The organism is Pseudomonas sp. D3 (genome assembly GCF_029320995.1).
GTDB classification, from domain to species: domain Bacteria; phylum Pseudomonadota; class Gammaproteobacteria; order Pseudomonadales; family Pseudomonadaceae; genus Aquipseudomonas; species Aquipseudomonas paraveronii.
The window spans coordinates 4,525,869-4,548,646 of the sequence record NZ_CP119772.1; the positions used below are offsets into that span (position 1 = coordinate 4,525,869).

General features: G+C 60.5%; 22 protein-coding genes and 4 tRNA genes. 7 read left to right on the forward strand and 19 right to left on the reverse strand.

Annotation, left to right across the window (positions count from 1 at the left end; genetic code table 11):
* Positions 1 to 25: 25 nt before the first annotated feature.
* Positions 26 to 985 (reverse strand): sugar ABC transporter substrate-binding protein, encoded by a 960-nt coding sequence (locus P3S72_RS20815; RefSeq protein WP_276194049.1) that lies wholly within the window; start codon positions 983 to 985, stop codon positions 26 to 28.
* 563 nt (positions 986 to 1,548) lie between these two features.
* On the opposite strand from P3S72_RS20815, the gene P3S72_RS20820 reads away from it, so the two are divergent.
* The 3 genes from P3S72_RS20820 to P3S72_RS20830 all read left to right on the forward strand — a co-directional run bounded on the left by P3S72_RS20820 (position 1,549) and on the right by P3S72_RS20830 (position 3,776).
* Positions 1,549 to 2,637 (forward strand): asparaginase, encoded by a 1,089-nt coding sequence (locus P3S72_RS20820; RefSeq protein WP_276194050.1) that lies wholly within the window; start codon positions 1,549 to 1,551, stop codon positions 2,635 to 2,637.
* Positions 2,638 to 2,827: 190 nt separating this feature from the next.
* Positions 2,828 to 3,079, forward strand: a complete 252-nt coding sequence (locus P3S72_RS20825) for a DUF1654 domain-containing protein (RefSeq protein ID WP_276194051.1) — start codon at positions 2,828 to 2,830, stop codon at positions 3,077 to 3,079.
* 4 nt (positions 3,080 to 3,083) lie between these two features.
* Entirely contained in the window at positions 3,084 to 3,776 is a 693-nt protein-coding gene (locus P3S72_RS20830; RefSeq protein WP_253397505.1) for an endonuclease I family protein, read from the forward strand.
* A gap of 43 nt (positions 3,777 to 3,819) precedes the next feature.
* Here P3S72_RS20830 and P3S72_RS20835 read toward each other — a convergent pair whose 3' ends face one another.
* Complete coding sequence (locus tag P3S72_RS20835; RefSeq protein WP_276194052.1) at positions 3,820 to 4,200, reverse strand: SPOR domain-containing protein; 381 nt, start codon at positions 4,198 to 4,200, stop codon at positions 3,820 to 3,822.
* Positions 4,201 to 4,447: 247 nt separating this feature from the next.
* On the opposite strand from P3S72_RS20835, the gene csrA reads away from it, so the two are divergent.
* From csrA to P3S72_RS20850, 3 genes are all read left to right on the forward strand, one after another.
* A complete protein-coding gene (gene csrA, locus P3S72_RS20840; protein WP_003192511.1) occupies positions 4,448 to 4,642 on the forward strand; it encodes a carbon storage regulator CsrA in 195 nt (64 codons plus the stop codon).
* A 210-nt stretch (positions 4,643 to 4,852) separates the two neighbouring features.
* Positions 4,853 to 5,116 carry a hypothetical protein gene (locus P3S72_RS20845; RefSeq protein WP_276194053.1) on the forward strand — a complete coding sequence of 88 codons (264 nt, stop codon included), beginning with the start codon at positions 4,853 to 4,855 and terminating at the stop codon, positions 5,114 to 5,116.
* A 95-nt stretch (positions 5,117 to 5,211) separates the two neighbouring features.
* Positions 5,212 to 5,508: a hypothetical protein gene (locus P3S72_RS20850; RefSeq protein WP_276194054.1), complete on the forward strand. Its 297-nt coding sequence runs from the start codon at positions 5,212 to 5,214 to the stop codon at positions 5,506 to 5,508.
* 18 nt (positions 5,509 to 5,526) lie between these two features.
* Here P3S72_RS20850 and P3S72_RS20855 read toward each other — a convergent pair whose 3' ends face one another.
* From P3S72_RS20855 to P3S72_RS20870, 4 genes are all read right to left on the reverse strand, one after another.
* Positions 5,527 to 6,204 carry an HAD-IA family hydrolase gene (locus P3S72_RS20855; protein WP_276194055.1) on the reverse strand — a complete coding sequence of 226 codons (678 nt, stop codon included), beginning with the start codon at positions 6,202 to 6,204 and terminating at the stop codon, positions 5,527 to 5,529.
* Between the two features lie 195 nt (positions 6,205 to 6,399).
* Positions 6,400 to 7,350: a DUF979 domain-containing protein gene (locus P3S72_RS20860; protein WP_276194056.1), complete on the reverse strand. Its 951-nt coding sequence runs from the start codon at positions 7,348 to 7,350 to the stop codon at positions 6,400 to 6,402.
* Complete coding sequence (locus P3S72_RS20865) at positions 7,347 to 8,063, reverse strand: DUF969 domain-containing protein (RefSeq protein ID WP_276194057.1); 717 nt, start codon at positions 8,061 to 8,063, stop codon at positions 7,347 to 7,349. Before P3S72_RS20865 ends, P3S72_RS20860 begins: the two co-directional genes overlap by 4 nt.
* 552 nt (positions 8,064 to 8,615) lie before the next feature.
* Positions 8,616 to 8,692 (reverse strand) — tRNA-Val (locus P3S72_RS20870).
* A 184-nt stretch (positions 8,693 to 8,876) separates the two neighbouring features.
* Here P3S72_RS20870 and P3S72_RS20875 point away from each other — a divergent pair.
* Positions 8,877 to 10,160: an FAD-binding oxidoreductase gene (locus tag P3S72_RS20875; protein WP_276194058.1), complete on the forward strand. Its 1,284-nt coding sequence runs from the start codon at positions 8,877 to 8,879 to the stop codon at positions 10,158 to 10,160.
* Positions 10,161 to 10,396: 236 nt separating this feature from the next.
* Here the strand turns inward: P3S72_RS20875 and P3S72_RS20880 are convergent.
* The 13 genes from P3S72_RS20880 to P3S72_RS20940 all read right to left on the reverse strand — a co-directional run bounded on the left by P3S72_RS20880 (position 10,397) and on the right by P3S72_RS20940 (position 22,647).
* Positions 10,397 to 10,473, reverse strand: a tRNA-Asp gene (locus tag P3S72_RS20880).
* Between the two features lie 105 nt (positions 10,474 to 10,578).
* A tRNA-Asp gene (locus tag P3S72_RS20885) sits at positions 10,579 to 10,655 on the reverse strand.
* 55 nt (positions 10,656 to 10,710) lie between these two features.
* Positions 10,711 to 10,786, reverse strand: a tRNA-Val gene (locus P3S72_RS20890).
* Between the two features lie 107 nt (positions 10,787 to 10,893).
* Positions 10,894 to 11,658, reverse strand: coding sequence for an SDR family oxidoreductase (locus P3S72_RS20895; RefSeq protein WP_276197967.1), 765 nt, complete (start codon positions 11,656 to 11,658; stop codon positions 10,894 to 10,896).
* 11 nt (positions 11,659 to 11,669) lie between these two features.
* On the reverse strand, positions 11,670 to 12,881 hold the full coding sequence (locus P3S72_RS20900) for an O-succinylhomoserine sulfhydrylase (protein ID WP_276194059.1): 1,212 nt from the start codon (positions 12,879 to 12,881) through the stop codon (positions 11,670 to 11,672).
* A gap of 65 nt (positions 12,882 to 12,946) precedes the next feature.
* A complete protein-coding gene (purF, locus tag P3S72_RS20905) occupies positions 12,947 to 14,452 on the reverse strand; it encodes an amidophosphoribosyltransferase (protein WP_276194060.1) in 1,506 nt (501 codons plus the stop codon).
* Between the two features lie 41 nt (positions 14,453 to 14,493).
* Entirely contained in the window at positions 14,494 to 15,051 is a 558-nt protein-coding gene (locus tag P3S72_RS20910; protein ID WP_247403593.1) for a CvpA family protein, read from the reverse strand.
* Positions 15,052 to 15,308: 257 nt separating this feature from the next.
* Positions 15,309 to 15,959, reverse strand: a complete 651-nt coding sequence (locus P3S72_RS20915) for an SPOR domain-containing protein (RefSeq protein WP_276194061.1) — start codon at positions 15,957 to 15,959, stop codon at positions 15,309 to 15,311.
* Complete coding sequence (folC, locus tag P3S72_RS20920; protein WP_276194062.1) at positions 15,943 to 17,250, reverse strand: bifunctional tetrahydrofolate synthase/dihydrofolate synthase; 1,308 nt, start codon at positions 17,248 to 17,250, stop codon at positions 15,943 to 15,945. The genes P3S72_RS20915 and folC overlap by 17 nt, the downstream gene beginning before the upstream one ends.
* Complete coding sequence (gene accD / locus P3S72_RS20925) at positions 17,247 to 18,167, reverse strand: acetyl-CoA carboxylase, carboxyltransferase subunit beta (RefSeq protein ID WP_276194063.1); 921 nt, start codon at positions 18,165 to 18,167, stop codon at positions 17,247 to 17,249. The genes folC and accD overlap by 4 nt, the downstream gene beginning before the upstream one ends.
* A 244-nt stretch (positions 18,168 to 18,411) precedes the next feature.
* Positions 18,412 to 19,044 carry a phosphoribosylanthranilate isomerase gene (locus tag P3S72_RS20930; RefSeq protein ID WP_276194064.1) on the reverse strand — a complete coding sequence of 211 codons (633 nt, stop codon included), beginning with the start codon at positions 19,042 to 19,044 and terminating at the stop codon, positions 18,412 to 18,414.
* 64 nt (positions 19,045 to 19,108) lie between these two features.
* Entirely contained in the window at positions 19,109 to 19,933 is an 825-nt protein-coding gene (truA, locus tag P3S72_RS20935) for a tRNA pseudouridine(38-40) synthase TruA (protein WP_276197968.1), read from the reverse strand.
* A gap of 158 nt (positions 19,934 to 20,091) precedes the next feature.
* A complete protein-coding gene (locus P3S72_RS20940) occupies positions 20,092 to 22,647 on the reverse strand; it encodes a FimV/HubP family polar landmark protein (RefSeq protein WP_276194065.1) in 2,556 nt (851 codons plus the stop codon).
* Positions 22,648 to 22,778 lie beyond the last annotated feature (131 nt).

Here is a 22,778-nt window from a genome sequence, read left to right on the forward strand (position 1 = left end):
CGGACGCTGTTGGGTGCAGCCAGGATTACTTCTTGAGGACGAGTTCGACCGGGGTTTCAATCGCGCCGTCTTGAGCGTCTACCTTCTCACCCTTGACCAGCTTGAGCGCGTTCTGGATACCAAACACGGCCTGCTGTGCGGCGGCCTGGTCGGCTGTCGCCAGGACACGGCCGTCCTGCAGCATCGGCTTGATCGCTTCGATGTTGTCGTAGCCCACGACCAGCACCTTGCCGGCCTTGCCTGCCGCGCGCACTGCGGAGACAGCGCCCAGGGCCATGTTGTCGTTACCGGCCAACAGTGCCTTGAGGTCCGGATATTCGCTCAGCATCGCAGAGGCGACCTTCTGACCCTGGTCGATTTCCCAGTTGCCGGATTGAGTGGAGACGATCTTCATGCCAGCCGCGTCCATCGCATCCTTGTAGCCTGCAGTGCGCTGCTGCGCGTTGGTGGTGGTCGGTACGCCTTCGATGATGCCGACCTTGTCACCCGCAGCCAGTTGCTTGGCCAGGTAATCACCCACCAGCTTGGAGCCCTTGCGGTTGTCCGGGCCGACGAAGGGAATATCGAGGTTTTTGCTTTTCAGCACGCCCGGGTCCAGGCGGTTGTCGATATTGACGACCTTGATGCCGGCATCGGAGGCTTTTTTCAGCACGGTGACCAGTGCCTTGGAGTCAGCCGGCGCGATGACGATGGCGTTCACTTTGGCGAGGATCATCTGGTTGACGATATCGATCTGCGCGCTGGTATCGGTTTCGTTCTTGATACCGTTGGTGATCATGTCGAAATCAGCGGCGTGGGTCTTCTGGTAGTCCTTCGCGCCCTCTTGCATGGTGACGAAAAACTCATTGGCAAGGGACTTCATCACCAGGCCGACCTTGGGTTTGGCGGCGGCGTCATCGGCGAATGCAGAAGAGAAAGGCAGCGCAGCAGATGCGGCGGCAAGCACAGCGACAGCAAGAAGACGTCCAGCGAATGGCAGCTTCATGGGTTCACTCCGATCTTATGATTATTGTGAGCAACGCTTGCACCGAAGAACACTTCGGCAGCCCTCCCACCCGGGTGACTGATACGAGCTTTCAAGAGGTTCAGGGCGTACCCGTGAAACATCTCGCAAACGTTTGCGTTAGTCAAACTATGAGAACCTTGTCGAGATTTGTCAACGGAAGAAAACCGCCCTCCCTACAAGCCCTCTAGCCCCTACTCTCTCGTCCGTCACGCTGGGTTATTAAACATCGCCGCCGCCGGATCGTTTTCTAAAACGACAGCCCATGACGCCGATGACATAAACCGCGCGCGACTATCTCGTCATTATTTTCGGACAACCGAACGCAACACCCGCCCTTTGTTCGGAAAGCCGGACAATCGTTTAGACAAACCACTCTACACGCCAATTAAATACTAATTAAATCAGTAGGTTGCATAATAACGACCGGCAGTTTCAGGCTGGTACAAATCCTGCTCCCTCCCAGCACCTCGAGGCGTTCAGAACCGCCCGAGCGCTCTAGATGAACTTGCTACCGCACTCATCAAAAACCAGAGAGAAAAATAATGAAATCTGCATTGAAGACCATTGTTCCGGGCGCCCTAGCCCTTCTGCTGCTGTTCCCCGCTGCCGCTCAGGCAAAAGACGTCGAAACCAAAGCCAAACTCTCCAACGTGGTAATCCTCGCCACGGGTGGCACCATTGCCGGTGCCGGCGCCAGCGCAGCTAACAGCGCCACTTACCAGGCGGCCAAAGTCGGCATCGAGCAATTGATCGCCGGTGTTCCTGAGCTTAGCCAGATCGCCAATGTGCGCGGCGAGCAAGTGATGCAAATTGCGTCCGAAAGCATCAACAACGAAAACCTGCTGCAACTGGGTCGCCGCGTCGCCGAACTGGCTGACAGCAAGGACGTCGACGGCATCGTGATCACCCACGGCACCGACACCCTGGAAGAAACCGCTTACTTCCTGAACCTCGTGGAAAAAACCGACAAGCCCATCGTTGTAGTCGGTTCCATGCGCCCAGGCACCGCCATGTCGGCAGACGGCATGCTCAACCTGTACAACGCCGTAGCCGTCGCCGGCAGCAAGGATGCCCGCGGCAAGGGCGTGCTGGTGACCATGAACGACGAGATCCAGTCGGGTCGCGATGTCAGCAAGATGATCAACATCAAGACCGAAGCGTTCAAGAGCCCATGGGGCCCGTTGGGCATGGTGGTTGAAGGCAAATCCTACTGGTTCCGCCTGCCGGCCAAGCGCCACACCATGGATTCTGAATTCGACATCAAGACCATCAAGAGCCTGCCTGACGTCGAAATCGCCTACGGTTACGGCAACGTGAGCGACACTGCTGCCAAGGCCCTGGCCCAGGCCGGCGCCAAAGCAATCATCTACGCAGGCACTGGCAACGGCTCGGTGTCCTCCAAGGTCGTCCCGGCTCTGCAGGAACTGCGCAAGCAAGGCGTGCAGATCATTCGCTCTTCCCACGTGAATGCCGGCGGTTTCGTACTGCGCAACGCCGAACAGCCTGACGACAAGTATGACTGGGTGGCTGCCCATGACCTGAACCCGCAGAAAGCGCGGATCCTGGCGATGGTTGCCCTGACCAAGACTCAGGACAGCAAAGAGCTGCAACGGATGTTCTGGGAATACTGATTCCTGGTGACACCTGTGCAGGGGCGGATTCGCTCGCCCCTGCTTCCCCGTAGAACTCCCGCTACCCACCTCCCCGCCCTACATCAATTTGCCTAAATCGCTGTCAGACGAGCGTGCTGAGTTTTAAGCAGTTGCGAAATCGCCCACAGTCAAATACTGTATGCACGTACAGCTTATTAAGGAATCCGCCGTGGCAAAATCCTCTTCCGCAGTGCCAACCCCGCCTGGCGCCTATGAACGCTTGGCCCTTCGCGTGCAAAAAATCATCAATTCGACCAACGCCCAGAAAGCCAAGGCGGCCTTGATCTTCCGTCTGCCGGATGAGCCGGAGGACGAATGGCAACGCTTGCTGGAAGAAATTGCAGAGAACGACAACGTCACACTCGCTCACCGGGACGACGGTGGCGTGCAGATTTTCTGGGTTGTGCCGAAGGAAGATTGATTCAATGAGTGTCCGTTTTACTGCTGTGTTTTTTTGCCTGTTTTTTGCCGTCACTGCCCATGCCCAAGCGCCCCGAACGTTCAGCGAAGCCAAGAAAATCGCCTGGAAGCTCTACGCACCGCAATCCACCGAGTTCTATTGCGGCTGCAAATACACGGGCAACCGCGTGGACCTGAAAGCCTGCGGCTACATCCCGCGCAAAAACGCTAACCGCGCCGCGCGCATCGAGTGGGAACATATCGTGCCGGCCTGGCAGATCGGGCATCAGCGCCAGTGCTGGCAGAATGGCGGGCGTAAGAACTGTACGCGGCATGACGACGTGTTCAAACGCGCCGAAGCCGACCTGCACAACCTCGTGCCGAGCATCGGCGAGGTCAATGGCGACCGGAACAACTTCAGTTTTGGCTGGCTGCCGGTGCAAAGTGGACAGTACGGCTCATGCCTGACCCAGGTCGACTTCAAGGCCAAGAAGGTCATGCCGCGCCCGTCCATTCGCGGGATGATCGCACGGACGTATTTTTACATGAGCAAACAATACGGCTTGCGCCTGTCGAAACAGGATCGTCAGCTGTACGAAGCCTGGAACAAGACCTATCCGGTGCAGGCCTGGGAGCGCCAGCGCAATCAGACGGTGGCCTGTGTGATGGGGCGCGGCAATGAGTTCGTCGGCCCGGTGAATCTAAAAGCCTGCGGCTGAAAACGAGCGGGGGAAATCGGCATTTCCCCGCTCAATCTGCCGGTTACTGCGCGACCTTGTGTTCGATGACCTGCGACTCGGTGTCGTTTTTCTTGGCGCGGGCCAGCTTTTCCGTAAGCAGGGCCTGCTTGGCTTCAGCCTCGGCCTTGGTAGGAAATGGCCCCAACAGCACCACGTCCTTGCCGTCTTCCTTCACGATATAAAAATTGAAACCATGCTCCAGCAACCAGGCGGTCAGGTCGGTGATCGCCTGCAACTTGTGGTCCGGCGAGCCGACGCGCACGTCCCATTCCTGGGCGGCAATCGCACCGATTTGAGGCTGGCTTTCAGTCACGGCCGGCGGCGCCTTGGGCTCTTCGACACGCTTGCCTTCACCGCAACCGGCCAATGCCAACACCGCCATTGCCATCGCTACTTTACGCACTGCCCTGCTCCTTTAAGGATAAAGAGGCAACTTTATCATCCACTGCCTATTCTGGCGGTCATAAACGTTGGCTTAAACAATGCGAATCATGTATCGCAGACCTGTATGATGACGCCATGGGAATTAATGTCGCCTCTCTGCGTCCTAAAAGAGGCAGTCACAGGGAAGCGCTTAGCAGTAAGCTACACACATCCGACACCTGCCCTGTCTGAATCATGTGTCCTTAAAGGTAATCAAGGAGAAGTCCATGCTGATACTCACCCGTAAAGTTGGTGAAAGCATAAACATCGGTGATGACATTACGATCACCATTCTGGGCGTCAGCGGCCAGCAAGTAAGAATCGGCATCAATGCACCTAAGGATGTTGCCGTGCATCGCGAGGAGATTTACCAGCGCATCCAGGCTGGCCTTACGGCGCCAGATAAAAACCAGACGCCTTGAAGCGCCTTCAGTAGCCAGCCTTTTCGTTCACTGTAACGGCTGGCGAAAACCCTTTTAGCCTGCTCGCGTTGTTTTCGCGCTCAGCGTGTCCCGCCCCTTCATCGTCGCTGAAAGATGAAACTGTCATCACGCCCGGAACTTGTTGCATGATTCGCGGCCGAATCTCGTGAAACCCTCTTCCGCCATACGAGTGCACTCAGGAGCACATCGATGAGGCCTATCACGAAGCGACCCTTTGCCGCCCGTTCCTGGATGATCGCCCTGCTCATCGGGTTCGTCTTTGCGGGGTTGGAATGCGGTTTGAGATTCGAAATCAAAGGCATCTACGTCACCGATGTACCCTCGTGGCTGGACTTGACGCTGTTGCTCGGCGGCTACCTGTTTGTATTCTGCCTCAAGCCAATCCAGAAAACCGTGCAGCGCAAAATGTGCCAGCGCGCGGCTCTGGGGGGACACCGGAGAACTGCACGTTGATCGCCAATGCCTCGCTATCGGATCGTCGGTATTTACAGTCCCACCCCAGCACCTATGCTTGCCCTTGCCCGGTCAGTTGAAAGGCGCTGAAGCCGATGGACACCCTGAGCAAATCCCAAATCGAATCTGCACTGGCATCACGCTTACCCAGCTATAAGGTCGCCTGCACATTGCATACTGACGGCACCCTTTCAACCATTCTCAGCGGCCCGAACACCGACCACTTCACAATCACCGGCATCGTGCGCGCGCACTATGGCGGCGAAGAAGCGATTGCCCGACTTGCCAACGAGATACTCAGGGAGATGGTGCTATCGCGCCAGGGGGTGAAAAGTTATCCGTTGCAGGTGCCCGGCGCACCAAGCACTTGCGAAGAAGGCCAGGGCCGGTAGTGGGCGCAGCCTTTCCTCTCAATCCATTCGGCGCTCGACGCGCAGCAAGCCTTCAGCGTCGCGCTGCACCTGAAACTGTTCATACCCGTCGATCGAAGCATGTGCCGTCACCATGAGGGTCAGGTGCGTCGAAGTCACAACCATCACGTCCGCGCCCGCCGCCTCCCCCGCTCGAATCCCCACCGTTGCATCTTCAAACACCAGGCAGTCCTGGGCCGCGACACCCAGACGCTGCGCGGCGAGCACATAGCAGGTGGGGTCGGGCTTGCCGTTGTCGACATCTTCGGCCGTCACCCACACAGCCGGCGGACTGATGCCCGCCGCCTGCAGGCGCCGTAGCGCCAACTCCCTGGGAGCGGACGTCACCAACCCCCATTGATCACCGGGCACACCGCTCAAGAACGCCACGGCGCCGGGAATCGCCACGACCCCTTCGACATCATTCAGCTCAGCCTCGGTGATCCATTGCGCCTCAGCCTCAGGGTCGACTCCGGGCAGCGCCTGACGCTTGATCGTATCGATCGCGCGGGCGCCATGAATGGTGGTCAGGAACGCCGCCACATCCAGGCCATGACGTTCAGCCCAGATACTCCACACCCGTTCTGCAGCCGCAATGGAGTTGAGCAAGGTGCCGTCCATATCGAACAGGAAGGCGCGGTAACGCTGGGCAAATACAGCAGGACCGGGGATGGACACGGCGTGGCTTCCTTGTAGGCGACAAAAATAGGCCCGATGCAATCTACGGATCACCTCGGTGCTTGTAAACGCCAGCAGAGCTCCGGCGGCGGGACAGCGCACGCGACCCAACTGCCGCATAGCGTCCCACGACAGGTTCACGAGCTCTTGAGCGAAGGGCTTGAATCCGCCAGCAGTAAGGTGTGCATCCTGACCTCACATCAACAGATAAAGCAGGACAATATTGACCACCAGCATCATCAACGCGGTCGGCAACTGCGCCTTGATCACCGCGTTTTTGTCCGGCAGTTCCAGCAACGCTGCCGGCACAATATTGTAGTTGGCCGCCATCGGGGTCATCAGCGTACCGCAATAGCCGGAAAACATACCGATCGCCGCCATCACCGCCGGGTTGCCACCGTAGATGCCGACCAGCACCGGCACGCCGACGCCGCCAGTCATCACCGGAAACGCGGCAAAGCCGTTACCCATGATTACCGTAAACAGCGCCATGCCCAGCACGTAAACCATCACCGCCACCAACTTGAAATCCAGGTTGATGTAAGTGGTGGTGACGTGGGCAACCGCAGTGCCGACCCCGGCCTCGTTGAACAGCAGCCCGAGCATTGCCAGCATCTGCGGCAGCACCATGGCCCAACCCAGGGCCTCGGTGAGGCGACGGGATTCGCGCAAGGCTTGCACCGGCGTATCGCGAGTCAGCCAGCAGGCCAGGCCCAGGGCAATCAGGCAGCCGATCCCCAGAGAGACGAACGTGGTGTTTTTCGGGTCCAGCAACGGTACGCCGCCGATCTCGGTGTGCTTGAGCAAGACCGAGCCAATCACCGTAGCCAGGGGAATCGCCAGCGCCGGGATAAACAACTTGTGGCCCAGGCGACCGGCACTCGCTCGAGACGCCTTGTCGTGCAATTGGGCATGGGTGCCACGCCCCACGCCACCCAAACCGGCGATCAACGCCATGACCACTACGCCCGCGCCGATCACCACCGACGGCAAGCGCTCCCCCGCCAGGAACGGAATGGCGAACAACAGCCAGAACAACGCGCTGGACCAGCGCTTGGGGTGGCTGCGATCGAGCAGGATCATGCCCGCAGTGATCAGCAACAACACACCGGCCAGCCAGTACAAGTATTGAATGGAAATGATCATTGCGCAGCCTCCACTGGCGTGGCGACGGCGGTCATCTCACGGGTCAATCGTCGATCGAACCGATGCAGGCGGACCGCGTGAATAATGAAGGCGCAGATCGCCGTAGGAATGCCCCACACCGCAATGTGCAGCGGCTCCACATCAATCCCCAAACCCAGCAGGAAGGTGTGCATCAACGCAATCGCACCAAACGCGACAAAGATGTCTTCGCCAAAAAACAGCCCGACGTTATCGGTGGCTGCACACATCGCCAACACCTTGTGACGCTGCTTGTCAGGCAGTTTGCCGTAGCGTTTTTCCGCCGCACCTTCAGCCATTGGCGCCAGCAGCGGTCGCACCATCTGCGGATGCCCGCCGAGACTGGTCAGCCCCATGGCCGCCGTCGACTCGCGCACAAACAGGTAAATAATCAGCAAGCGCCCGACCGTGGCACGTTCAAAACGCGCGATCCAGTTCTGCGCATGCAGGCGCAAGCCATGGCGTTCCAGCAAGCCGATCACCGCCAGGGGCAATAACAGGATCAATTGCAGGGCGCGAGTCTGAAGAAAGCCATTGCCCATGGTCGCGAGGATTTTTTCCAGCGGGAAATGGGCAGCCAACCCGGTGGCGATGGCGGCGGCGGTGACCACCAAGAGCGGATTGAAGCGCAAGACAAAGCCAACTACGATCACAAGCACGCCGATCAGCGGCCATAAGTTCACAACAGTTTGCATGGCGGTGAGGTCCTTTAACGCGCGCTGCGGCGCCAATGACAGCAGGATGTGAACAAAGGGTTCACAGCAGGAAGTGGCGTGCAGTCGGCTCGGTTTTTTATTGTTGACCTGGAAGGTCGAGCGTCGATGGCGGCAACTTTGCTGCCTGGGGGCGGGAGGTGTCCAACAAGAAAAATTGTTGCTGCAAACCAATAAATTTTGTGAGTGATTGCCTTGTGTCGGCCCGGCGTGAAGATTCTCATTCAGCCACTACACTCAACAAAGTAGCTGCACGGTTCGTGCACCGCTGCTCACGGTAATGTTACCGACAGGGAGGCAAGGCCCTATGTACGCCGGACAAACACATATGGAAACGTTCAATGGCGAGATTCTCGGCCAAATGTTCGTCCAAATCATCTGCCTGCTAGCGGTGGCTCAGCTTTTCTTCTGATCGCCCGCTTCATCGTCCGTCGTGAACGGGTGTGGCGAAGCTGTGCCAAAAATTCCAGACAACAAAAAAGGGCCCACCTTTCGGTGAGCCCTTCTAGACCGCCCAGCAGAGCGGATTTTGTTTGGTAGGCGCGATTGGACTCGAACCAACGACCCCCACCATGTCAAGGTGGTGCTCTAACCAACTGAGCTACGTGCCTGCTGTGAGGCGGCATTCTACGGAATTCCGGAGGGCTGTCAACATCTTTTTTGCAGCTAACCCTATGAATATGCGAATTTTTTATTTTCGGTCAGTACATCCGTATTTTTCGGGCGGCTGGCAGGCAATTTTCAACTCAGGTAGGATCCGGGCACTCGTAAAAAATATAAAACAGAGGCTCCAGGATGGCGAACACGCCCTACCCCCAGTCGTATTACGCCGCGTCCGCGAATGCGGTTCCGCCTCGCCCAGTACTGCAAGGTGAAGTCGAAACAGATGTTTGCGTGATTGGTGCCGGCTACACCGGCCTCTCAAGCGCGCTGTTTCTGCTGGAGAACGGTTTTCGCGTGACGGTCCTGGAGGCGGCAAAGGTGGGGTTTGGCGCGTCAGGCCGCAATGGCGGGCAGATCGTCAACAGCTACAGCCGCGATATCGATGTGATCGAGCGCAGCGTCGGGCCGAAGCAAGCGCAACTGCTGGGGCAAATGGCGTTCGAGGGCGGCAAGATCATTCGCGAGCGGGTGGCCAAGTATCAGATCCAGTGCGACCTGAAGGACGGCGGGGTATTTGCCGCACTGAACAGCAAGCACATGGACCACCTGGAGTCGCAGAAGCGCCTGTGGGAGCGTTACGGCCATACGCAACTGGAGTTGCTGGATGAGCGGCGCATCCTCGAGGTGGTGGCCTGTGACAATTACATCGGCGGCCTGCTGGACATGAGCGGCGGGCATATTCACCCGCTTAACCTGGCACTGGGCGAAGCGGCAGCCGTGGAGTCCCTCGGCGGTACGATTTATGAGCAGTCGGCGGCAGTGCGCATCGAGCGCGGCGCCAACCCGGTGGTCCACACCGCCGAGGGCAAGGTCCGGGCGAAGTTCATCATTGTCGCCGGCAATGCCTACCTGGGTAACCTCGTGCCAGAACTGGCGGCCAAGTCGATGCCGTGCGGCACACAAGTGATCACCACCGCGCCGCTGGGGGATGAGCTGGCCAAGACCCTATTGCCGCAAGACTACTGCGTCGAAGACTGCAACTACCTACTCGACTACTACCGCCTTACCAGCGACAAGCGCCTGATCTTCGGCGGTGGCGTGGTGTATGGCGCGCGGGACCCGGCGAATATCGAAGCGATCATCCGCCCAAAAATGCTCAAGGCTTTCCCGCAACTCAAGGACGTAAAGATCGATTACGCCTGGACAGGCAATTTCCTACTGACCCTGTCGCGCTTACCGCAAGTCGGTCGCCTGGGCGACAACATCTATTACTCCCAAGGCTGCAGCGGCCACGGCGTAACGTACACACACCTGGCGGGCAAAGTACTGGCGGAGGCCCTTCGAGGCCAGGCAGAGCGTTTTGACGCGTTTGCCGACCTGCCGCACTACCCGTTCCCGGGCGGACAGCTATTGCGCACGCCGTTTGCCGCGATGGGCGCCTGGTATTACGGGCTGCGGGATAAGCTGGGGTTCTGATTGGGCGGCTTGCCTGGGATGCCGACACGGCGGACTCATGAAGAGGTCGAGTCGATGCCATCGCAGGCAAGCCAGCTCCCACGGGGATCGAGGCGGCTTGCAGAAACCTGCTGATCAGAGCCAAATCGCAGACACAAAAAACCCCGGTCTTTCGACCAGGGTCTTTGCTATCGGATCAAAGATAGCCAAAGGCTTTCTTTGTGCTGCAAGGCGTTCAGTGGGCCTTGAAGCAGATATGGCGCAGCGGACGGGACTCGAACCCGCGACCCCCGGCGTGACAGGCCGGTATTCTAACCGACTGAACTACCGCTGCGTATCGCTTGACCGGCTGAGCGTAAACCCTCAACCGTCTTTAAACATCTGATTGATCAGCCTTGGCTGTTCAATCTCAAGCTCGACACGTCGAACCTGGAAAATATGGCGCAGCGGACGGGACTCGAACCCGCGACCCCCGGCGTGACAGGCCGGTATTCTAACCGACTGAACTACCGCTGCGCGTCGGTGCAACCTTTAACGTTGCGTCTTGCCCAAAGGCAAAACTCTCAAGAAGTGGTGGGTGATGACGGGATCGAACCGCCGACCCTCTGCTTGTAAGGCAGATGCTCTCCCAGCTGAGCTAATCACCCTTTGCTTCGTTGAGGCCGCGAAATTTACGCAGATAGCGGACCTAAGTCAATAGTCTGCTTGAAGTTTTTCTGAAAAAGACAAAATTGCTTCAAGACGGCTACCCACCCTACTCGCTGTAAATCATCTTCTTGCTCATGCCACCGTCCACGACAAACTCTTGCCCGGTGACGAAGCCGGCCTGGCGCGACAGCAACCATGCCACCAGCGCCGCCACGTCCTCCACCGTGCCAACCCTACCCGCCGGATGCTGGGCGTGATCGGCGGCAGTCAACGGCTCTGCGCGACGGGCTGCCGGATCACGCGCATCGATCCAGCCAGGGCTGACGGCGTTGACCCGTACTTCCGGGCCAAGACTCATCGCCAAGGCGTGCGTCAGGGCCAGCACGCCGCCCTTGCTCGCAGCGTAGGCTTCGGTGTCCGGCTCCGACTGCCGAGCCCGGGTCGACGCCAGGTTGACGATCGCACCGCCATGGGCACGCAGGTACGGCGCACAGTGCTTGGCCAGCAACATCGGGCCGGTGAGGTTCACCGCCAGCACGCGATTCCAGGAGGCCAGATCGAGGCTTTCCAAGGTGATATTACGCGGGTCAGCCACTGCAGCATTGCACACCAACGCATCCAGGCGTCCGAACTGCCCAAGCACTTCGGCGACGCCTTGGGCGACTTGCTTCTCGTCGGCCACGTCCATGGTGATAAACCAGGCATTCTCACCGAGCACCTTGGACACCGTGGAGCCGCGCTCGCGGTCCAGGTCGGCCAACACCACCTGCCAGCCCTCGCTGATCAGCCATGCAGCGATGCCCAGGCCAATGCCCCGGGCGGCACCCGTCACCAGCGCGACGCGCCCGTTACCGGCCGCAGCAGCGTCAATGGCCCACTCGATCACAAGGCTGCCAGCCCGCGAGCCAGGTCAGCCTGCAAGTCAGCCACGTCTTCGAGCCCTACCGCGACGCGGATCAAGCTGTCACGAATGCCCGCCGCTTCACGCTCCTGTGGCGCCAAGCGACCGTGGGACGTCGTGCTCGGGTGGGTAATGGTGGTCTTGCTGTCACCCAGGTTGGCCGTGATGGAGATCAGGCGCGTCGCATCGATAAAGCGCCAGGCGCCCTCTTTGCCGCCTTTCACTTCAAAACTCACCACGGCGCCGAAGCCACGCTGCTGGCGCTGGGCCAACGCGTGCTGCGGATGGCTCTTAAGACCGGCGTAATGAACCTTCTCGATACCGTCCTGCTGTTCCAGCCACTCGGCCAGCGCCTGGGCATTGGCGCAATGGGCCTTCATCCGCAGGCTGAGGGTTTCCAGGCCCTTGAGGAAGATCCACGCATTGAACGGGCTCAGGGTCGGGCCAGCAGTACGCAAGAACCCCACCACTTCTTTCATCTGCTCGCTGCGACCTGCCACCACCCCACCCATGCAACGGCCCTGGCCGTCGATGAACTTGGTCGCCGAATGCACGACAACGTCCGCGCCCAGCTTCAACGGCTGTTGCAGCGCCGGGGTGCAGAAGCAGTTGTCGACCACCAGCATGGCGCCTTTGGCATGCGCCACTTGCGAGAGCGCGGCGATATCCACCAACTCGGCCAGCGGGTTGGACGGCGACTCGACGAACAGCAGCTTGGTATTGGCTTTGATTGCCGCATCCCAGCCGCAAAGATCCGCCAAAGGCACGTAGTCCACTTCGATACCGAAGCGCTTGAAATACTTTTCGAACAGACTGATGGTTGAACCGAACACGCTGCGCGACACCAGCACATGGTCGCCAGCGCTGCACAGGCTCATCACCACCGCCAGGATCGCCGCCATGCCGGTCGCCGTGGCGACCGCCTGCTCAGCGCCTTCCAGTGCGGCGATACGCTCTTCGAACGCGCGCACGGTCGGGTTGGTGTAACGGGAATAGACGTTGCCCGGCACCTCACCGGCAAAACGCGCAGCGGCGTCAGCAGCAGTGCGGAACACGTAGCTGGAGGTGAAGAACATCGGATCACCGTGCTCACCTTCCGGCGTTCGGTGCTGGCCGGCGCGCACAGCCAGGGTATCGAAAGCTACGCCATCGAGGTCGCTGTCCAACCGACCGGCATCCCATTCCTGACTCATGCTGCGACTCCTTACTCAATTCTTTATTTAAGATACAAAACCGGCCCCTCAGGGCCGGTGTTTACTCAGTTGTTGTACAGATCGATGATCGCGCTGACCGCCTGGGTCTTGATCTTCGACGAGTCGTTGCGCGCCTGCTCGATCTTGTTCAGGTAAGCCTCATCGACATCACCGGTCACGTATTTACCGTCGAACACCGCGCAGTCGAACTGCTCGATCTTGACCTTGCCACCGCCGACCGCTTCGATCAGGTCGGAAAGGTCCTGATAGATCAGCCAATCGGCGCCGATCAGGTCGGCCACGTCCTGGGTCGTGCGGTTGTGGGCGATCAGTTCGTGGGCGCTCGGCATGTCGATGCCGTACACGTTCGGGTAACGCACGGCGGGCGCTGCGGAGCAGAAGTAGACGTTCTTGGCGCCGGCTTCGCGAGCCATCTGGATGATTTGCTTGCAGGTGGTGCCACGCACGATGGAGTCATCCACCAGCATCACATTCTTGCCGCGAAATTCCAGCTCGATGGCGTTGAGCTTCTGGCGTACCGACTTCTTGCGCGCCGCCTGGCCAGGCATGATGAACGTGCGACCGATGTAGCGGTTCTTGACGAAGCCTTCGCGGAACTTGACGCCCAGGTGGTTGGCCAGCTCCAGCGCGGCGGTACGGCTGGTGTCCGGGATCGGGATCACCACGTCGATATCGTGCTGAGGGCGCTCGCGCATGATCTTGTCGGCCAGCTTCTCGCCCATGCGCAGACGCGCCTTGTACACCGAAACACCGTCGATGATCGAATCCGGACGCGCCAGGTAGACGTGTTCGAAGATGCACGGGGTGAGTTTCGGTGCCACAGCGCACTGGCGAGTATGCAGCTTGCCATCTTCGGTGATGTACACCGCTTCGCCCGGCGCCAGGTCGCGGATCAGGGTGAAGCCCAGCACGTCCAGGGACACGCTTTCGGAGGCGATCATGTACTCGACGCCTTCGTCGGTGTGACGCTGGCCGAACACGATCGGGCGGATGCCGTGCGGGTCGCGGAAACCGACGATGCCGTACCCGGTGACCATGGCCACTACCGCGTAACCACCGACGCAACGGTTATGCACGTCGGTCACGGCGGCAAACACGTCTTCTTCGGTCGGCTGCAGCTTGCCGCGCTGGGCCAGTTCGTGAGCGAACACGTTGAGCAGCACTTCCGAGTCGGAATTGGTGTTGACGTGACGCAGGTCAGATTCGTAAATCTCCTTGGCCAGTTGTTCAACGTTGGTCAGGTTACCGTTGTGCGCCAGGGTGATGCCGTAAGGCGAGTTGACGTAAAACGGTTGAGCTTCGGCCGAGGTCGAGCTACCGGCAGTCGGGTAACGCACATGGCCAATGCCCATGTGCCCGACGAGGCGCTGCATGTGACGTTGATGGAACACATCACGTACCAGGCCATTATCCTTGCGCAGGAATAACCGGCCGTCGTGGCTGGTCACAATACCGGCAGCGTCCTGGCCGCGGTGCTGGAGGACGGTTAGCGCGTCATACAGCGCCTGATTGACGTTCGACTTACCGACGATACCGACGATGCCACACATGCGACGCAACCCCTACTTAATGAATCTTGACTGAACACTGCTTACTGAGGCGTTTTGGCCGGTAAGAGGTGCTCCTTGAACGGAAGATCAGCGGGCATGCTGATCCCGCTGGCCAGCCACTGACTGCTCCACCCCAATATGAGGTTCTTGGACCAATCTGCAACCAATAGAAATTTTGGCACGAGTACCGACTCCTGCCACCACGAATCCTGCTGTACCGGCCCCAGGCTCAATAGCCCGACCGCCACGACCACCAGCAACGCGCCACGCGCAGCGCCGAAGGCCATGCCGAGAAATCGATCGGTCCCGGAGAGGCCGGTGACACGTATCAACTCGCCAATAAGATAATTGACCATTGCTCCCACCAGCAGCGTGGCGATGAACATGATGGCGCAGCCCGCGATGACGCGAGCCGAAGGTGTCTCGATGTATCCGCTCAGGTAGACCGACAGCGAACCGCCGAACATCCAGGCGACGACTCCTGCGATGATCCAGGTCAGCAACGACAGTGCTTCTTTTACGAAGCCGCGGCTTAGACTGATCAAAGCGGAGATGGCGACGATTGCGACGATCGCCCAATCAACCCAGGTAAATGGCACGGTGCAGCCTACGGACAGATAAGGCGGCGCATTTTAGCAGAGCGCCGGGCTATCGGTAAGCGGTGATTGCGGGTGCTTTGCAAATCAATAGTTTGTGACGATTCAAGCCCATTTCAAGCCCCACACAAAACCAAAGTGGGAGAGGGCTTGCTCCCGATGGCGGTGGATCAGTCAGCACAACCGATACTGATCGACCGCCATCGGGGGCAAGCCCCCTCCCACACTTGACTGCATTCCAAGCCTAGATCGGCGTGAACTCAGCCGCGCTCAGGCTGGAAACGCACCACAAAGCCATTGAGATTCTGCTGGCGACCCAGCAAGTCGCGCAGGCGGTCTGCCTCGGCACGCTCGATCAGCGGTCCGATAAACACGCGATTCTTGCCATCGGCGCTGCGGATGTAGGCGTTGTAACCTTGGCTGCGCAGTTTTTTCTGCAGGGCCTCGGCGCTTTCGCGATTGGCCAGGCTGGCCAGCTGGATCGACCAACTGATCGGCAGGCCATTCGGGTCGATACGGCTCTGCCCCACGTCCGGTTTGCCCGGCGCGGCAGGTTGCGGCGCGACCGGCTTGGGCGCAGGCGCTGGCGCGGCAGGCTTGGCGGCGACAGCGGGCGCCGGCTTGGCCACAGGCACACTCGGCTGCACCGGCATCGACGGAGCCGGTTGCGCGGCCAGGTCCTCATCGGTCGGCACCGGCTCTTCAGGCAATGCCTGCGGCTCAGGCACCACCACCGGCTCAACCTGTACCTGAGGCACTGCCGGCGCCTGGGGCGATGCCGGAGCCTCGACAACCACCTGGCGCTGCTCATCCTGACGGGAAAACAGCATCGGCAGGAAAATCACCGCCAAGGCCACCAGCACCAGGGCGCCGACCATTCGCTGCTTGTATGCGCTATCCAGTAATGCCATGTGCAGCTTCCTCCGTGGAGCGCCGGGCCAACCATTCGAGCGCCTCGGCAACACAATAAAATGACCCGAACAACAGAATCTCGTCATCGGGCGTGGCAACCGCACACTGCGCTTCAAGGGCCGCAGTGACGCTTGCATATGACGTCACGCGCGCACCAAGGTTCTGCAAGGCAACCTCAAGCTCAGCGGCCGGCCGGCTGCGCGGCGTGTCCAGGGGCGCAACCGCCCAGGCCTGGACATTCGCCAGCAACGGCGCAACGACGCCCTCCAGATCCTTGTCGGCCAGCAAGCCCAACACCGCCAGGCGGCGACCGACCGGCGCTGTACGCGACAGGCGTTGCGCCAGGTATTCGGCGGCGTGGGGGTTGTGACCCACATCCAGCAGCAGGTTGAGGCGCTTGCCCTGCCAGTCGAAAGCACGGCGGTCCAGGCGCCCGACGATCCGCGTAGCCAGCAATGTACGAGCAATCTGCGCAGGGTCCCACGGCAGGCCCAGCAGCAGATAGGCCTGCAGGGCGAGCGCGGCGTTTTCCATCGGCAGGTTCAGCAGCGGCAGGTCATGCAGCTCCACGAGTTGGCCGCGCGCATCACGCCCGCGCCACTGCCAATGCTCAGCGCCCACTTCAAGATTGAACTCGCGCCCACGCAGAAAGAACGGGCAATCCAGCTCCCGCACCTTGTCCAGCAACGTCTGCGGCGGGTCCAGGTCACCGCACAGCGCAGGCCTGCCCTGACGGAAGATCCCGGCCTTTTCATAGGCCACGGACTCACGGGTATCACCCAGATAGTCGACATGGTCGACGCCAATGCTGGTGACCAGCGCCAGGTCGGCATCCACCACGTTGACCGTGTCCAGACGCCCGCCCAGGCCCACTTCAAGCACGACCACATCCAAGTGCGCCCGTTCGAACAGCCAGAACGCCGCCAGGGTGCCCATCTCGAAGTACGTCAGGGAAATCTCGCCGCGCCCGGCATCGAGCGCGGCAAAGGCTTCGCAAAGTTGCTCGTCAGTGGCTTCGACGCCATTGAGTTGCACTCGCTCGTTGTAGCGCAACAGGTGCGGCGAGCTGTACACGCCGACCCTCAGCCCTTGGGCCTGCAGCAGCGCTGCGACAAAGGCACAGGTCGAGCCTTTGCCGTTGGTGCCGGTCACCGTGATCACTCGCGGCGCCGGACGGCCCAACCCGAGGCGTGCCGCTACCTGTTGCGAGCGCTCCAGACCCATGTCGATGGCGCACGGATGCAACTGCTCAAGGTAGGCGAGCCATTCGCCCAGGGTACGTTGGGTCATAGGTTTGCAGGCACCGGCGGCACGACGATCGGTTCAACCTTCGGCGCGACGTAGACTGGCGTCGGCAGGCCCATCATTTGCGCGAGCAGGCTACCCAGGCGTGGACGCAGCTCGGCACGGGCAATGATCATGTCGATCGCGCCGTGCTCCAGCAGGAATTCGCTGCGCTGGAAGCCTTCCGGCAGTTTTTCACGAACGGTCTGCTCGATGACGCGCGGGCCGGCAAAGCCGATCAGGGCCTTGGGCTCGCCGACGATCACGTCGCCCAGCATCGCCAGGCTGGCAGACACACCACCGTACACCGGGTCGGTCAGCACGGAGATGAACGGGATACCCTCTTCCCGCAGACGCGCCAGCACCGCGGAGGTCTTGGCCATTTGCATCAGGGAGATCAGGGCTTCCTGCATGCGCGCACCACCGGAGGCGGAGAAGCAGATCATCGGGCAACGGTTTTCCAGGGCGTAGTTGGCAGCGCGCACAAAACGCTCACCGACGATGGCGCCCATGGAACCCCCCATGAAGGAGAATTCAAACGCCGACACCACCACCGGCATGCCCAGCAGCTTGCCGCTGATCGAAATCAGCGCGTCCTTCTCACCGGTCTGCTTCTGAGCAGCGGTCAGGCGATCCTTGTACTTCTTGCCGTCGCGGAACTTGAGGCGGTCAACCGGTTCCAGGTCGGCGCCCAGCTCGTTACGGCCGTCGGCGTCGAGAAAAATGTCGATGCGGGCGCGAGCGCCGATACGCATGTGGTGGTTGCACTTGGGGCAAACGTCCAGGGTCTTTTCCAGCTCCGGGCGGTACAGCACCGCGTCGCAGGATGGGCACTTGTGCCACAGACCTTCAGGAACCGAGCTTTTCTTCACCTCGGAACGCATGATCGAAGGGATCAGTTTGTCTACTAACCAGTTGCTCATGCTTTCTTTCTCCAGTACCGGTGGCTTGAACACAGCCCCGCGTATGCCCTTGAGCTAAATTCATATGTGGCAATGACACATGCTGGACGGGGTCAGACGTTCGACCGGCCATTTCCCGCATGCATCCTCAGCCTTCCAGACAACCTGCCAGCGCAGGGTTGCCACTTCATTTCCGGGCCTCCCGCAGGCGGCACCGGGCCGTTTTACACAGTGATAGTTATGGACGGCGGCAGACTGCCAGCCGTCACATCGCGCCGTTGCTGTTGCGCACAGCCTGCAAGAAAGCGCGAATCTTGCTGTGATCCTTGATGCCCTTGCCCTGCTCTACTCCACCGCTGACATCCACGGCATACGGTCGAACCTGCTCGATCGCCGCCGCGACATTGGCGGGGGTGAGCCCGCCGGCCAGGATGATCGGTTTGCTCAACCCCTCGGGGATCAGCGACCAATCGAAGGCTTCGCCGGTGCCGCCGGGTACACCTTCGACGTAGGTGTCCAGCAGAATCCCGCGCGCGCTGGTGTAGGCAGCGCAGGCGCCCGCGATATCATCCCCGGCCTTGACCCTCAACGCCTTGATATACGGGCGCTGGTAGCTTTCGCACTCGTCAGGGGTTTCATCGCCGTGAAACTGCACCATGTCCAGTTGCACAGCATCCAGGGTTTCGTTGAGTTCGCAACGGCTGGCGTTGACGAACAAGCCCACGGTGGTCACAAACGGCGGCAGCGCAGCGATGATCGCCCGCGCCTGCAGCACATTCACCGCCCGCGGGCTCTTGGCATAAAACACGAAACCGATGGCGTGCGCCCCCGCTTCGACTGCCGCCAGCGCGTCTTCTATGCGGGTAATCCCACAAATCTTGCTGCGAACGGCTGACATGTCGTAGAAACCTCAGGGGTTGAACCGAGAAAGTCCCGGATGGTAACAAAAGCTTTTCCGGGCGTCAGCCGTCAAGTTCGCTGAAACCGGTGAGGAAGTGTGGCCCGACGAAGCGCTGCGGTAGCTCGAACTCGTCGCGATACTCCACCTCCACCAGATACAGGCCAAACGGATGCGCCGTGACACCGCCGGTACGGCGAATGCGGCTCTCCAGCACTTCCTTGGCCCACTCCACCGGGCGTTCGCCGGTGCCGATGGTCATCAGCACACCGGCAATGTTGCGTACCATATGGTGCAGGAACGCCCCGGCGCGGATATCCAGCACGATCATCTTGCCGTGACGCGTGACCCGCAGGTGATGGACTTCCTTGATCGGCGACTTGGCCTGGCACTGGCCGGCGCGGAACGCGCTGAAATCGTGGACGCCAACCAGGTGCTGCGCGGCTTCGGCCATGCGCTCGGCATCCAGCGGGCGGTGGTTCCAGGTGATTTCTTGGTTGAGGTGCGCCGGGCGGATCTGATCGTTGTAGATCACATAGCGGTAACGCCGGGCGATAGCCTTGAAGCGCGCATGAAAATGCGCCGGCATGACCTTCGCCCAACTGACACTGACGTCATGGGGCAAATTGATATTAGCGCCCATCACCCACGCCTTCATCGAGCGCTCGGCCTGAGTATCGAAGTGCACCACCTGGCCGCAGGCGTGTACGCCCGCGTCGGTGCGCCCGGCGCACATCAGCGAAACCGGCGAGTCAGCGACTTTGGACAGGGCCTTTTCCAGGGTTTCCTGCACCGTCAGCACGCCGGACGCCTGGCGCTGCCAGCCGCAATAGCGCGAACCTTTGTATTCCACGCCCAGGGCGATGCGGTAAAAGCCTGCAGCCGCCATTTCGGCAGCCGGGTTATCTATATTTGCCAAGAACTGAGAGCCTGATGAGTTGCGCAAAGGCGGGCATTATAAGGCGCTGCGCCCCAGACGCCATGTGTTTGGTGGCGGCAACGTAAAACGGCGACCCGAAGGCCGCCGTCTGGGTTAACCCTTGGCGATTACGCCAGTCGGCCAAGCATTTCCTTGGCTTCGCCGCGCTGGGTTTCGCTACCCTCGGTCAGCACTTCGGAAAGGATATCCCGCGCGCCATCCGCATCGCCCATGTCGATATAGGCCTGGGCGAGGTCCAGCTTGGTGGCGACTTCATCGGTGCCGGAGAGGAAGTCGAACTCCGGCTCATCACCACCCAACGCCGCATCTTCGGCGGTGAAAGACGGTTCGATCGGTGGACTTTCCAGGCTCTGGGACAGACGATCGAGTTCGGCGTTGACGTCATCCAGTTCCGAGGAGAACGCATCGGGCTTGGCCGCCGGGGCCGCCGGGGCCTCCGGCTCGTCGGCCAGGGACAGGTCGAAGTCTTCCGGCAAGTCGAGGTCGTCCAGGGCGGCCGGGGTCAGGGTCGGCGGTTCGACCGGCGACACATCCTTCATCTGATCTTCGAGCCCCGAAAGGAAGTCGTCATCGGACTGGGAAGACGGCGGCTCCAACTGCAGGTCGAGATCAAAGTCCGACAGGTCTTCCGAGGCTGGCTTGGCTTCGGTCTCTTGCTGCAGCAGCGCCTCGAAGGTCTGCTGATCGGCATTGTCCACCGCTGCCGGTGAAGCTGCCTCCAGCTCGTCCAGGCTCAGATCGAAATCAGTGTCGAACGCCTCTGCTTCAGCTTCCGGCACGGAAGCCGGCTTATCTTCCATCAGATCCTTGACGAATTGAGCGTCCAGCGCAGCGGCGGCCACGGCGGCACTCACCCCCGCTGCCAACACGGCCATGGCCGGGAAGCGCGACTTGAGCTGCTCGACCTGGGCATGGTTTTCACCATTGGCCACCAGTTGACGCTCCTGGGTGATGAAACCGTCCTTGTCGTTTTGCAGGCCGTAGACTTCCATCAGTTTCAAGCGCAAGTCGCTGCGCTTTGTTTCGTACTTGATGGCTTGCTCCAATACATCGGCCGCCTGGTTCAAGTGACCGCGGTCGATATGGGACTGCGCCTGCACCAGCGCATCATTGGCGTTTTCCGGCGCTACGGCGACAGCCAGGGGCGCAAGCACCGAGGCTACGCTCGGCGCCGCAGCCGGTGCGACGACAGGCGCCGGCGTAGGCGTAGGCGCGGCAGCCAACGTGACGTTCGGTGCCGGCACTTCCAGGCCAGCGAAGCTGTCCGGTGGCAGATCAAGGTCGATGTTCGAGGTAAATTCCGGCTCTTCAGCCAGGGCGCGGGCCATGCGCACGTGCTTTTCTTCTGCGCGACGGCCATTGCGATGACGTGCCCACAACAGCAGGAGCAACACCACCACCAGACCAGCCGCACCGCCAATGACGCCGAGGACGATCGGGTTGGTCAGCAGCTCGTTGAATTTGTCTTCGCTGGTCGCAGGCACTGCGTCAGGCTTGATCGGCTCGGACGCCGGGGCCGCAGTGGCTGCCGCTTCGACGGGCACGACCACAGTGGCGGGCGGCTCACCAGCCAACTGCGCAGGCATGACCGCTGCTGCCTGGGCTGCCGGAGCGCCTTTTTCAGACTGCAACCTGGCCAGTTGATCGTTCTTGAGCTGGATCAGCTTTTGCAGCTTGTCCAACTGGCTCTGCAGGTCTGCTGCGCGGCTTTTCAGTTCTTCGTTGTCACGGCGCGTCGTGTCGAGCTGCTCCTGGGCCATCGCCAGTTTGTCGCCCAGGGCCCGGCCATCACCCGACTTACCCTTCGCACCCTTCTTGGCCGCTTCGGCCGAAACCAGGCTCAAGCTGTCCTTGGCATTGGTGCTAGCTGGCGCATTGCCTGCCTGGGTGCGCTTAGTCGCGTCCAGCTGCTGCTTGCCAGCCGCTTGATTGGTCGCGGCGCGACGGCCCTGGCGCCAGGCAGCGTTCTGCGCGGTCACTTCGGCAATGGCTTTGGTTTGTGGCAGCGCCGTGCTTTGTACGGTATCCGGCAGGCGCAGCACGCGACCGGTTTTCAGACGGTTGATGTTGCCATCGACAAAAGCGTGAGGGTTGAGCGCCTGGATCGCCAGCATGGTCTGCTGCACCGAAGCGCCATTGCGATGCTTTTCGGCGATTTCCCACAGCGTGTCATGGGCCGTGGTGGTGTGCTGGGCGGGCACGCTCACTGCGGGTGCGCTCAAACGAGGCGTGGCCGCGGTGTTGGTCGGCGTCGATGGGTCGAACTTGGCCGGGTCGAGCAACACGCTGTAGTCACGCATCAGGCGGCCATTCGGCCATTGCACTTGCAGCAGGAAACGCACGTAGGAATCAGGCAGCGGCTTGCTCGACGTGACACGCACCACACTGCGCCCGGCCGGGTTGATCACCGGCGTAAACGTCAGGTCATTGAGGAACGCCTGGCGATCGACCCCCGCATCCACAAACGCCTGGGACGATGCCAGGCTCGGGGTGATCTCGGCGGCCGTGAGGCCGCCGACGTCGAGCAATTCGATGTCCACCGACAATGGCTGGTTCAACTTCGACTTGAGGGTCATCTCCCCAAGCTGCAGCGCCTGCGCCATACCGGAGGACAGCGCCGAGGCGGCCGCTATTGCTAACACCAGTTTGCGAACTTGAACCATAGCCTCATCCTTTGTTTGAACACTCCCCGGCCTGCGAGAAGGTTGGTAACCGCTGCCATAAGGCACGGCGAGCCGATAGGTTACCGACGCGCAACTGTTCCTGCTTGGGGCCAAGCATAGCGCCTGGTTAG